The 13,529-nt window shown below is 48.0% G+C and carries 8 protein-coding genes; 7 read left to right on the top strand and 1 reads right to left on the bottom strand.

The features are described from left to right. Nucleotides 1-77 precede the first annotated feature (77 nt). The 6 genes from AC5YBX_RS03680 to AC5YBX_RS03655 all read left to right on the top strand — a co-directional run bounded on the left by AC5YBX_RS03680 (nucleotide 78) and on the right by AC5YBX_RS03655 (nucleotide 8,138). Nucleotides 78-968, top strand: coding sequence for a TPR end-of-group domain-containing protein (locus AC5YBX_RS03680; RefSeq protein ID WP_475515972.1), 891 nt, complete (start codon nucleotides 78-80; stop codon nucleotides 966-968). Between the two features lie 465 nt (nucleotides 969-1,433). Next, nucleotides 1,434-1,631 (top strand): hypothetical protein, encoded by a 198-nt coding sequence (locus tag AC5YBX_RS03675; protein ID WP_494524380.1) that lies wholly within the window; start codon nucleotides 1,434-1,436, stop codon nucleotides 1,629-1,631. Between the two features lie 658 nt (nucleotides 1,632-2,289). Then, entirely contained in the window at nucleotides 2,290-2,604 is a 315-nt protein-coding gene (locus tag AC5YBX_RS03670; protein ID WP_494524379.1) for a hypothetical protein, read from the top strand. Nucleotides 2,605-2,685: 81 nt separating this feature from the next. Further along, a complete protein-coding gene (locus tag AC5YBX_RS03665; protein WP_494524378.1) occupies nucleotides 2,686-4,050 on the top strand; it encodes an SNIPE associated domain-containing protein in 1,365 nt (454 codons plus the stop codon). Between the two features lie 684 nt (nucleotides 4,051-4,734). After that, complete coding sequence (locus tag AC5YBX_RS03660; protein ID WP_494524377.1) at nucleotides 4,735-5,217, top strand: DNA polymerase III subunit chi; 483 nt, start codon at nucleotides 4,735-4,737, stop codon at nucleotides 5,215-5,217. A gap of 20 nt (nucleotides 5,218-5,237) precedes the next feature. Further along, nucleotides 5,238-8,138: a valine--tRNA ligase gene (locus tag AC5YBX_RS03655; protein WP_494524376.1), complete on the top strand. Its 2,901-nt coding sequence runs from the start codon at nucleotides 5,238-5,240 to the stop codon at nucleotides 8,136-8,138. Nucleotides 8,139-8,343: 205 nt separating this feature from the next. On the opposite strand, the gene AC5YBX_RS03650 is transcribed toward AC5YBX_RS03655, so the two are convergent. Further along, nucleotides 8,344-10,065 carry a methyl-accepting chemotaxis protein gene (locus tag AC5YBX_RS03650; RefSeq protein WP_494524375.1) on the bottom strand — a complete coding sequence of 574 codons (1,722 nt, stop codon included), beginning with the start codon at nucleotides 10,063-10,065 and terminating at the stop codon, nucleotides 8,344-8,346. 351 nt (nucleotides 10,066-10,416) lie between these two features. Here AC5YBX_RS03650 and AC5YBX_RS03645 point away from each other — a divergent pair, with 351 nt between their 5' ends. Then, the gene (locus AC5YBX_RS03645; RefSeq protein WP_494524374.1) at nucleotides 10,417-13,524 is read left to right on the top strand and encodes an ImpA family metalloprotease; all 3,108 of its coding nucleotides are present in this window, start codon (nucleotides 10,417-10,419) and stop codon (nucleotides 13,522-13,524) included. Nucleotides 13,525-13,529: the final 5 nt, after the last annotated feature.

The raw sequence follows: 13,529 nt of genomic DNA, 5'->3' as shown, positions 1-13,529 counted from the left end.
GAGTGGAAATTGTTAGGGTGTGATCCGCTCAAACCTGTTTGATACGACATCTTTATATTTGCTCAAAGGAATCCGCTATGTCACGCCTGTTGTTACCTCTATTAACCCTTATTTTCATGCAGTTTTCGATACAGGTTAACGCCGCGACTAATAATGAAGATGCAGAAACTCCCCCAGTAACCCCATTGGCACATTCACAAACGGATATTCTCGATAGACCTCTGATTGAGCGCTATATTCTCGATGAACTGAAACTGTTAAGAAGCGAGCAACAAGATCTTGAGCGCCGCATGATCGTCAGCATTACCGACCGCGAGCTGTCGGTCGCCGACAAGTCACTTAACTATGCCAACGTGACCGTGACCTACTTCTTTTATATTATCGCTGGCGTCGCCTCGCTTATCGCCTTTATCGGCTGGCAATCACTGCGTGAGATAAAAATGAATACCGCCAAACTCGCCGCCGATCAGCTCGATAACATTACCGAACAATATGAATCTAAGTTTAAGGAGTTGGAAAATGACCTTAAACGGAAAAGCCGCATCATCACCAAAAACAACCGTGATATTGAAATTATTAATGAAATCCATACCCTATGGTTACACGCTCAAGGCGCACAAACCCCAGAGCAAAAAATCGCGGTGTACAATGAGATCTTAAACATTCGCCCGGGCGATCTTGAAGCCATGACCTCGAAAGCCGATGCTGCCATGGAGATGCGCGAGTTTAACTGGGCGCTCAGCCTGTGTAATCGCGTGCTCGAAGTCGACTCTAATAACGCCCATGCGCTCTATCAACGTGCCTGCGCCTTCGCCTGCCTAGGGCAGGAAGATCGCGCCTTGTCGGATCTACAGCAAGCCATTGAAAATAGCGTGTCCTTTAGAGAGGTAGCCGCCAATGAAGCCGACTTTGCGAACTTAAGAGACAACCCAAGGTTCGATATTCTTATCTCATCGACCGAGAGTTAATTCAACGCCAGTTCGACGGGGGGCATGTGCAGAGACTTCTGCTACACGGTAAGTAATGTGCTAGCTGACATTTAGCTGAGTTCGTATTTATTGGATGTGTTTGAAGGTCGTACCTTCATGGCAATCTATCGCCTGCCCGGCGGGGGATGTGCAAACACTATTTTGGCTCGCCGCAAGCACATCCATGTGGGCTCTGCGAAATCATCCATGATTTCGAAGGCCAAAATCGTGTTTACACTGAGTATCTAACGTCTCTTCGATTTAACTCTATTGTGGGCGATTGGGAAGGAATCTTTGCCCTAATTTGTATTTACAGGAGATTTGAAGGTCGTACCTTCATGGTAACCAATCACCTGCCGTGGGCTTATGTGCAGATACTTCTGCTACACGGTGAGTGAAGCGTAGCTTCGAGTCCACGAACGAGAGGCAGGGATGCCGAACTGGCTTTTAGATAGGGATATCGTTGTGAGCCGTCCGTGGAGGCTCGACGATGGCATCCCTGCCATCAACGTCCGCAGCCGCATCTGCACTGGATTATTAACTTTCTTCGATTTGACTTCATTTGATACTGTGAATGAAGTGTTAGCTGACATTTTGCTGAGTGCTTATTTATTGAATCTGTTTGAAGGTCGTACCTTCATGGCAATCTATCACCTGCGGTGAGGGTTGATTAAGCGTTAACCTTCGCTGCTATCAATCACCTGCCGTGGGCATATGTGCAGATACTTCTGCTACACGCCGTAAATCCGTCCGTGGAGGCTCGACGATGGCATCCCTGCCATCAACGTCCGCAGCCGCATCTGCACTGGATTATTAACTTTCTTCGATTTGACTTCATTTGATACTGTGAATGAAGTGCTAGCTAACATTTAGCTGAGTGCTTATTTATTGAATGTGTTTGAAGGTCGTACCTTCATTGCTACTTAACGCCTGCCCGGCGGGGGATGTGCAGATACTGCTTCGGGACGCTGTACGCCATCCATGGCCGCTTAACGAAAACATCCATGTTTTCGATACCCTCAGCCGCATCTGCACTGGGTCATTTCGTCTCTTCGATTTATCTGCGTTTGATACACCTTGATACAAGCCATTATTTTTATGGAAAAAAGCATACTGAAATGTGACATAACATGTTGATTGCAACCAGCAGGGTAGATTAAAGTATCACCACTTAAGGACAGAGCCAGGCCAACTCGACTCAAACATCGACCACGCCATTCAGGGAATGAAAAGGCCAACCAATATGCCTCGATTGATTCCCTTATAAAGTTCACTCCTCTCACTTATTCAAAGATTTTGGCTCGCTCAAAGGAGAAATAAATTGGCTAGACGAGGAAGTGGCTTAAGAACGGCTATAAAAATTGTGAAGGCTATAGATAAAGCCAACAAGCAAGCTGTTCGTGAAGCTCAACGTAGAGAAAAAGCTCGCCAACGAGCAGCAGCTCAATCACTCAGAGAACATGAAAAATCATTACGCGAAGCTCAAAGAGTATTACAAAAGCAAATTCGGGCACAAAAATCAGCTGATAAGCAAGCATTTAAAGATGCTCTGACTAGCGCAAGCGAAGATTACCAGGAACGTAGTGAAGAACGAGCAGTCCTTAGGAAGCAATTTATACAAGAGGTTTTAAAATAAACAATGGACAATAACGCACTAATATTAATAGTGTTATCTCTAGTCGCAATTTTACTGACCTATGTGTTAACGAAGCGTTCTATGGAGAAAAAAGCTGGGCAATTCAAATCACTCAATGAAGCATTAACCAAGACTAAGGACGAACTTGAATCACTAGAAAAAACTAAAGAATCAATTAAACGATCCACCGAGCTCGCTAAAAAAGAGTTTGAGACAATCAATGCTGATACAGCTGAACTACAGTCTTTAAAAGGACAAGACGATTCACTAAAACTGAGCATCCTGAAGCAGCAAGAACATCTTGAAACTGTTAAGAATACTTTAAGTGAAATTAATGCCAGCATCGAAAAAGGCGAACTCGACCTGAACGAGTTAATGGGCGATATAGACTTGTATTCACGACTTGATGAATACACTGCTCATGGTCATTTTGAAATGCCACAATATCTTTATGAAACATCTACTCGCTATGTCGAAGAAATTAAAGACATCAGACAACAGCAAAAAGATATGATTAGAGACAAGACCGCTATCACTTTCCCAGAAACAACGGTCATCTCTAATGATAACTCTTTCAATAAAAGAATCCTTAATGGTCAAGTCAAATTGATGCTAACTACATTCAATATCGAATGTGACATGCTTATTGGCAAAGTATCTCCCAGCTCATTTGCTCGAACATTAGAGCGAATTGAGAAACTAGCCAACAACCTTGAAAAATCGGCAGCTACATTTGAATGCGGCTTTGACCTCGAATACATAGAATTAAAATTTGAAGAATGTAAGCTTCAGTATCAATACACTTTGAAAAAGCAGGAAGAAATTGCCGAACAGCAACTTATCAAAGAGCAAATCCGTGAGGAACAACGAGCGATCAAAGAATTTCAAAAGGCGATTGCTGATGCAGAAAAAGAAGAGAAAATGTACCGCAATCTTCTAGATAAAGCACAACAAGAGCTTGCCAAGGCCACTGAGCAAGAGCGTAGTGAAATGGAACAAAGAATTGCCATTTTAGAGCAACAACTTGCTGAAGCTGAAGCCAAAGAAGAACGAGCGAAGAGCATGGCAGAACAAACACGCAAAGGTCATGTGTACGTGATAAGTAATATCGGCTCCTTTGGTGAAGATGTTTATAAAATTGGCTTAACACGTAGATTAGAGCCCATGGATAGAGTTAAAGAACTCGGCGATGCAAGCGTACCATTCCCATTTGATGTTCACGCAATGATTTATACCGATGATGCCCCTGCTCTAGAAACAGCACTACATCGAGAATTCCACGCACAACGTATCAACGCTGTTAACCTCCGTAAAGAGTTCTTTAATATTGATCTAATGGAAATTAAAGATACCGTTGAAAAACTCGCAGGAATAGAGGCTGATTTCAAAATGACAGCTCTGGCCGAAGATTATTACGAAAGCCTTCGTCTTAGTGATGCGGCATAAAAAGTAGTGGAATCAGAGTAAATATTAAGAAAAGATCTAGCGATCTTAATGCTTTAAAATCCAAATATGACTCCATAACGCTAAATCAAAGAGATGGATAACTCGGTGTAGGTACGGCTGTGACCTTCCGTGACAGGGATGTCACGGCAGAGCCTACAGGGATTGTACTTGAACAACATCCCTGTTTAAGGGCCAGTTCGGCATCCATGCCTCTCGTTCGTTGGCTCGAAGCTGCGCTTCACTCTCCGTGTCACAGAAGTACCTGCACGAAAGGCCTGCGGCAAGCAATTCAGCGCAATAAAGGTTAAACCTTCAAACCCAACCAATAACAAAGCCTCCAAAACCTCCCACAAGGTCAAATCGAAGAGAGCAATAACCCAGTGCAGATGAGGCTGCGGACGTTGATGGCAGGGATGCCATCGTCGAGCCTCCACGGACGGATTTACGGCGTGGAGCAGAAGTATCTGCACATTCCCCGCCGGACAGGCGATTGATAACAATGAAAGCTAACCCAACAGTTGGCTCGCTAAACCTCCTAAAAGGCCTTGGCCTACAAAACCCCAATATTACCCAATTTGTTATTCGACAAATCCCCTCCCCCTATGGTTTACCCCCCCACTTTTAGTGTAAAATCTCCCCTTTCGTCAATCATCAAGTCAGACTCAGCCAACATAGAGCCAGATAATGCCAAACGCCCTGTTTTACCTGATGCCGCAAACACTTCCTAAAGCTGGGCAACCTGCTGCCGCAGCAGCTACGGTGACATCGGCGCTCGATGATGTTTACCGTTTGGCGTGTCAACTTGCACAGCAAGCGTTTGCTCGCCAGCAGTTAGTGTATGTTCACTGTAATGACCAACAGCAAGCCTATGCCATTGACGAAATATTATGGCAATTTGAGCCCACAGCATTCGTGCCCCACAACCTAAAAGGTGAAGGGCCAACGGGCGGCGCGCCAGTGGAAATTGGCTTTGATAAGCTCGGCCCCAATAAAAATCGTCATCTTCTGATAAATCTTGCAGACCAAGCGCCGCAATTTGCGGTAAACTTTGGCCAGATTATCGACTTCGTTGCTAACGATGCTGCCATGAAAGCGACCGCCCGCGATCGTTATCGTCAGTATCGCCAGTTAGGGATCCCCCTGACGACCCAACAACCAATTAATTAGTTTGAGAAGCACACGCTCCTATGGAAAAGACATACAACCCGCAGTCAATCGAACAAAGCCTCTACCAGAACTGGGAAGAGAAAGGTTACTTTAAGCCCCACGGCGATGAGTCAAAAGGCAACTATTGCATCATGATCCCGCCACCAAACGTGACGGGCAGTCTGCATATGGGCCATGCCTTCCAAGATACCATCATGGATACTTTGACCCGTTACCAGCGCATGAAGGGCAAAAACACCCTTTGGCAGGTGGGTACCGACCATGCGGGTATTGCCACCCAGATGCTGGTTGAGCGCAAAGTAGAAGCCGAAGAGGGTAAGAGCCGTCACGATCTCGGTCGCGATGCCTTTATCGAGCGCATCTGGGATTGGAAAAACCAATCGGGCGGCACCATCACTAAACAGCTACGTCGTCTTGGCGCATCGGTTGATTGGGATCGTGAGCGTTTCACCATGGACGAAGGGATGTCTGAAGCGGTACAAGAGGTGTTTGTTCGTCTGTATGAAGATGAGCTCATCTACCGTGGTAAGCGCCTCGTTAACTGGGATCCTAAGCTGCACACCGCGATTTCTGATCTCGAAGTTGAGAACAAAGAGAAGCAAGGTAGCATGTGGCATTTTCGCTACCCGCTGGCCGATGGCGCACTGACCGCTGACGGAAAAGACTACCTTGAAGTGGCCACTACGCGCCCTGAAACCATGTTAGGTGACAGCGCCGTTGCAGTGCACCCTGATGATGAGCGTTATCAATCACTGATTGGCAAATTTATCCTGCTGCCTATCGTTAACCGCCGCATTCCGATCATTGCCGACGATTACGTCGACATGGAATTTGGTACCGGTTGTGTCAAAATCACCCCGGCCCATGACTTTAACGACTACGAAGTCGGTAAACGTCACAACCTACCCATGTTTAACATCTTAACCATGGACGCGGCGATCCGCTCAACGGCTGAAGTGGTTAACAGCGACGGCACCGCCAACAGCGAGTTAGACAACGCTCTGCCAGAGCGTTATGCCGGCCTTGACCGTTTTAAAGCCCGTAGCGCCATTGTTGAAGAGTTTGAAACCTTAGGCCTGCTGGGCAAAATTGATCCCCACGGATTAAAAGTGCCTTATGGCGATCGCTCTGGTGTGGTGATTGAGCCACTACTGACCGACCAATGGTATGTTGCCGTAGCGCCAATGGCGAAAACCGCCATGGAAGCGGTTGAAAACGGTGATATCAAATTTGTACCGCAGCAGTATGAGAACATGTACAACTCTTGGATGCGTGACATTCAAGATTGGTGTATCTCACGCCAGCTATGGTGGGGACACCGTATTCCTGCTTGGTATGACGAAGCGGGTAAAGTGTACGTGGGCCGCGATGAAAGCGAAGTACGTGCTAAGCACGGCTTAGCCGACACCGTTGTGCTACGCCAAGACCCTGATGTACTGGACACTTGGTTTAGTTCAGCGTTATGGACCTTCTCAACCTTAGGCTGGCCAGAAGATACTAAGGCGCTTAAAACCTTCCACCCAACGGATGTGTTGGTGACAGGTTTTGACATCATCTTCTTCTGGGTGGCGCGCATGATCATGATGACCATGCACTTCATTAAAGATGAAAATGGCAAACCACAAGTGCCGTTTAAGACGGTCTATGTGACAGGCCTTATCCGCGATGAAGCGGGTAACAAGATGTCTAAGTCTAAGGGTAACGTGCTCGATCCGCTGGATATGATTGACGGTATCGATCTTGAAACCTTAGTTGAGAAGCGCACCGGCAACATGATGCAGCCTCAACTAGCCGCAAAGATTGAAAAGAGCACCCGTAAAGAGTTTAGCGATGGCATCGAAGCTCACGGTACTGACGCACTGCGTTTCACCTTGGCATCAATGGCTTCAACTGGCCGCGATATCAACTGGGACATGAAGCGTCTCGACGGTTACCGCAGCTTCTGTAACAAGATCTGGAACGCATCACGCTACGTGTTAATGAACACCGAAGTGCAAGCGGATGATGCTGCAGATGATGCTGTAGGCGAGCCATTAGATTGTGGTCAACATGGCGGCGAAATGGAGCTGTCATTGGCCGATCGCTGGATTATCGGTCTGTTTAATCAAACCGTGAAAACCTATGATGAGCACATGGAAAACTACCGCTTCGACTTGGCGGCCAACACCATTTATGAGTTCACTTGGAACCAGTTCTGTGACTGGTACCTAGAGCTCACTAAGCCTGTGATGCAAAGCGGCACTGACGCCCAGCTGCGTGGTACTCGCCACACCTTGGTGACCATCCTTGAAGCGATGCAGCGCCTGATGCACCCCATGATGCCTTACCTCACTGAGACGATTTGGCAGCGCGTTAAACCGCTAGCTGGCGTTGAAGGCGACACCTTGATGCTCGCGCCGTTCCCTGAGTATCAGGCAGATAAAGTCGATGCCACCGCGATGGAAGATCTTGAGTGGGTGAAGCAAGTGATCACCGCGGTACGTAATATTCGCGCCGAGCTTAACATCGCCCCAAGCAAGCCGCTTAATGCACTGCTGCGTGGCGTAAGTGAGCGCGACAAGGCCCGTATCGAGACCAACCAAGCCTTCTTTAAGACCTTGGCTAAACTTGAAAGCATGACCATTCTTGGCGACAACGACACTGCGCCTATGTCGACCACTCAGTTGATTGGTGACATGGAGCTGTTGATCCCAATGGCGGGGCTTATCGATGTGGCGGCAGAGATGGCGCGTATCGACAAGCAGCTTGAGAAGCTAGCGGGTGAGTTTAAGCGTATCGAAGGTAAGCTGTCTAACCCAGGTTTCGTAGCGAAAGCCCCTGCTGCCGTGATTGAAAAAGAGCGTGCTAAGCAAGCGGAATACCAACGTGATATGGACAAGCTCACCGAGCAAAAAGCAGAACTTGCCAAGCTGGAAGCTTAACCGCGTTTGAAAGCTGCAAGGTTTTAGGGCTGAAAGGTTTAAAAGCTGAAAACCTAGAGACTTAACCGCTTAACAAGAAAGGCAGTCATAAGACTGCCTTTTTTATTGCCTAACACCTTTATTGCTAATGCTTTCATGGCTTAAGTCTATATTGCCTAAACCATTATTATAAAAGCTATGGCGCTATAGGCTTAACTAAAAGGGCTCACACCTTGTAATGAGCAATATCAGCTTCCATCGATTCGGCGAGTCTGGCTAAATCCTCGGTCGCGGCGCTGCTCTGCCTTGCCCCTTCTGCGGTTTGATCTGAGATCTCGCTAATATTAGTGATGTTAATATTGATCTCCTCAGTTACCGAGCTTTGCTCCTCTGAAGCAGTCGCAATTTGTGCATTTAAGCCATTGATCTGCTCGATGCTATTCATGATCAACTGTAATGCTTCTCGCACCGAAAGGGATTTATCGACACTCAGTTTCACCTGCTCGGTGCCACTTTGCATCTTCTGCATCGAACTTTGCGCGCCCTGTTGTAACCGCTGAATCATCTTCTGGATCTCTTCGGTAGAGTCTTGAGTGCGCTTAGCGAGCGAACGTACCTCGTCGGCCACCACAGCAAATCCTCGTCCCTGTTCGCCTGCCCTTGCCGCCTCAATCGCTGCGTTCAATGCGAGTAGGTTAGTTTGTTCTGAAATAGCCTGGATCACATCGACTACGCTACCAATCTCATTTGAGTGCTGTGCGAGTAGCGTCATCGCTTCACTCGCACTGGTCAGCTCTGTGGCAAGCGCTTCGATAACCGAGATACTCTCATTGACTACGGTTTGCGCCCCGCAGGCGGCACTATTCGCCTCCTCTGACACTGTTGCCGCCGCAGCAGCACTTTGCGCTACCTCACGCACGGTCGCGGTAAACTCATGAATCGCCGTGGCGATAAGCTGGGTTTGTTGTTGCTGGTCTAAGACGTTACGCTGGGTCTGCGTTGACACCACGGCGTTCTCTTCGGCTGAACTAGCCAAACGAGATGTGGATTGATGGGTGTTGTTGACCGCCTTTTGGAAGTCTGACGCGATCCGATTAACATTGTCGGCAATATGGGCAAACTCATCGCTACCGCCAAGTGTAATGCGCTTGGTGAGATCTCCCGCGGCAATATCGATCGCGGTAGCTTCTAATTGAGTGACTGACTCACTGACCCGTTTGATGATAAGCATTGAGCTGACGCTAATGACTAACATACTGATGCCAGAGAAAATTGCCACCAGCCAGATATACTGAGCAATATTATCTTCAGATAGCTCAAAACTGTGCTTCGCCTCGCCGATTTGGAGATCTAAGAACCCTTGAGCCTCGCCAGTGATATCTTTAAATAGTGGGTTGATTTTCGTCAACAGGAGATGATTCGATTGAGTATAATCACCATTACTTAAGGCTGCTATGGCGGGTTTAAAGCCCTCTTCTGTCACCTTGTCGAGTAAGTTAACGAGTCGATTGACCTGCTGGCGCTCACTATCATCTAAATTTGAGCTTAAAATCTCGTTATCGACAATATCGTGCAGCTTTTTAATCGATGCCTTACTGGCATCGATATGAAACTCAAGGGGATGATTGTGCATATCGGCAAACTGACTACTGGGATCATGTTGAAACCCAAGCAATAGGCCGCTACGGGCCTTCTCTAGCTCGTTTAATACTGTACCAGCCCGAATGCTGTGCTGCATGCCTTGGGTGTAAAGCTCACCAATCGAATCCCCGGCCTGCTGCATTCCGGTTATCCCTTTATACCCCAAAAACAAAAAAGCGATAATGCTCAAAAACACATTGAGCTTTAACTGAAAGCGCACTGATTTGAAGCGTTCAAAAAAACGCAGGCCTTTGGTGGATGATGCCAGTGTATTGGCTTGAAGCAATTCGTTTTCTAACCGAGACATACCGATTTTCCTTGATTCACCCTAGTCGACAGGATAAAGATGATGATTTGAAACGACACCATATTTATTGTCGGGCAGTCTAACAAGCGCTATATATCAATACTTGGGGGGAGATCAATATATAAGAAACAGTTTGAACAACATCCAGAAGTATAAACTTTAAAAACAACAGCTTAACCAAAAACGGCTGCGTAAGCAGTGAATGAATATCACTCATCCTTAGCGTCAATATTTTTACTAACGTCAACAAACCAGATTAACCATTGTTTTTATTGACTAATTTCTTTAAACAATTGCTTTATCATATTAATGCAATCAAAATAGCGCCAAAATGATCATGGAATGTTAATAATGAAACAATGGTTACTCCTGCCCCTCATACTGGGGTTGATGGCTTGTAGTGGTGGTGGCGTAGAGGACAACTCCCCTAGCATCCCAGACAGTGGTACAGGTGAAGGCAACATTATCCCGCCAACCACGCCGCCTCCGACTACACCCGATCCGGATCCAGAGCCTAATCCCGATCCAACCCCAGATCCGGAGCCAGAGCCTAACCCAGATCCTGATCCGGAGCCAGAGCCAACCCCGGAGCCGGAGCCTGTGCAGCCACCCGATGTTGAACTGGGCCCAGACTTGCAGGGGTGGAACCATCAGCTGCAAACCCTCATCGCCGAGGTGGCCGTCTATAACCAGGGCACCGTGAGCTACCGCTGGCAGCAACTGAGCGGCCCAAGCGTGAACTTATCGGGCGCAGATACCGCCGTGTTAACCATTGATGCCACTGCATTAGAGCAAGATGCCGACATCAGCTTATCGCTAGAGGTTACCGATGGCGCAGGTCAACGCAGTCAAGATCAGCTGACATTGAGCCTTAAAGATCAGATCAGCGCCGCCATTCGCACTGGGGATGCTGGCCAAATGAGTGGCTTTGAGACTCAGGTGATCGACCGCGCCGTCAACCTTATCGCTCAGTATCGCCAAGAGCATCTGACGATGCTGCGCGAGATTTATCAAAATGATGTGGTGCGTTATGACTCGGGTCAACAATCGCAAATGATCCAGATCATCTCCGCCGCCAATGCCTACCCCAACAGCAAACGTTTCGAACTGGTGCGCGGCAATAATGGCCGTATTTTCGCGGCGACCAGTGAAACGGCAGGCCAGCGTAACGCCGCGTTTGGCTCAGATATCATCTCTGGTATGCAAGAGGGCAATAATCTCGATTTTGAACCCAGTATGCTGCGACTCTTAGGTTGGTTGTTAGCCCAAGATGCCACCACCTTGCCTCAAGCAAAGCAGGTCAAATTGCTAATGATGGGCGATTGGAGCAATAACCGTATTACAGCATGGTTAGGTAAACAGTTCCCCGATTGGCAAGTGACGCGCTGCAATGTGGCCGCCGAGCTCAGCGACTGCTTAGCCGATGCTCAACTGGTGATCACTGGCTCAAGCGGCGATTTTAGCGACGCACTGGTCAGCGACAACCTAACGCGCCTACAACAGGCTGGTACACCACTGCTTTATCAGCATATGCACAGTTGGAACAGCGTGCCGCTCACTCAAACTGTGCTCAACACCATGGGATTTGCCATGCAAGGTCCGGGTGGACCAGGTAACTATTTTGGTGCCGATAAAGCCGACTGGCCTAACTATAGCGCCATGTTTAACGCTAAACCCTCGTTAACCCAAGAGAGTCTATGGTTAAGCCTACTAAGGGATGAAACAGCGCCGTTTAATTTAGCGGCCTGCGCCACTGGCTGCGATGCTCGCTTTAATAACGATTATCGCCCCGCCCTCAATCATATTCGTAGCCAGATAGTTGGGTTTGATAGCCAAAAACTCGACATTTTCAGCCTAGATGATCACCAGCTGTACAAATACCTGATCATGCTGGGCGATGTGTATCGCCATGACATTAGCTACCCTATGAATGTGGCGACCACTGCCACCATGGACTATTTAAAGGCTTTTTTTGCCGATCATACGGTTTATTACACGCGTGATATCAATGCGGTGCCGCTCGATTTAGGTAACTTCAGCCGCACCGATTTTAGCCATATCACCCCGATGAGTCAGCAGGTCAAGTTGGTCAGCAAGCAAGGGTTTCGATCGGCGGGTGTCTATGCACTGCCCGGACAAACCGTTAAGGTCACCCGCACCGATGACAGCCCACTGCGCGCTTGGGTATTTATTAATACCCAGCGCTCAGGCTCAACCCATGAGTTTGCCAATAATGGCTATAACCGCGCTAAGTTTTTACAATCACCCCATATTGAAATTAAGCCGGGTGAAACTATTAAGCTGACCTCCCCCTACGGCGGTCCATTGCAGGTCAGTTTTAATGCCAACGATCTCCCGGTGACACTGTCGTTTACGACTGTAGGGCAACACCCCTATTGGCGTGAAGGGATGGACGGGACCGCCTTTTTACAAGCACTCGACAAAGGTGACTACGATTGGGCAGAGCTGGCCACACCGCACTTTGAGGTGCATTCTAGTCTCGACAAGATGCGCAGTACCATGAGCCATGAACCGCTATGGGACACCCCAGAGAAAATGGGGCAGGCAATCATGACCTATGTGCATAACTACCCTCACCTACTGGCGGGTTTTCAAGGCCCATTTATTGAAAGGGTCGATGAAATTCATGACTTTGCCGCCAGCAAAGGGCTGACCATCAATCAGCTCGACATGGTTAAACACATGAATGCCGATCAACCCACCTGCGGTGCAGGCTGCTCGGGTAACCCCTACGATGCGGGCTGGTCATTTAGTCCTACCGGACATGGCGACATTCATGAGTTAGGCCATGGCTTAGAAAGCTGGCGCCTACGTTTCAACGGCCATGAGGGGCACGCCTCAACCAACCCTTACTCCTATTACAGCAAGTCTCGCGCCTACCTTGAAAGCGGCAAGTTACCACAATGCCAAGGGCTAGAGATAAGCGATGAATTTGCCACCTTGCAAGCGAGCCAAAATGAAGCCGATCCCTTTGCTTATATGCAGGCGGCTAAACTCACTGGCTGGTCTAATGGCATGGCGATTATGCTGCAATCTATGGTCGTGGCGCAGCAACAAGGGCCCCTGCAAAACGGTTGGCACCTGCTTGCACGACTGCACATTGTGTTGCGTTCATTTGAGCGGGCACAGGCCAATGAAGCAAGTTGGCTAGCGGATCGCGCAGGGATAGGGTTTGACCAATTCAGTTTGGATGATGCTAAAAACATGAGCCAAAACGATTTCTTGATGATCGCCATGAGCTACTCAACTGGCTTAGATTATCGTGACTTCTATCAAATGTGGGGACTGGAGACCACTGATGCCGCTAAGGCTCAGGTGGCCAGCTTTGTTTATCCCTTAGTGAACAAATCTGTCTATGTGTACCAACCGGGTGACTATTGCTTTGGCTTAGACTTACTCGAGGTACCAGTTGATGGCACTCAAGCTTGGCCACTCTAATCGGC

It is taken from the genome of Shewanella sp. 492, from assembly GCF_059338445.1.
Note: the sequence above shows the minus strand (reverse complement) of the source record. Positions and strands in the feature narration are given on the sequence as shown.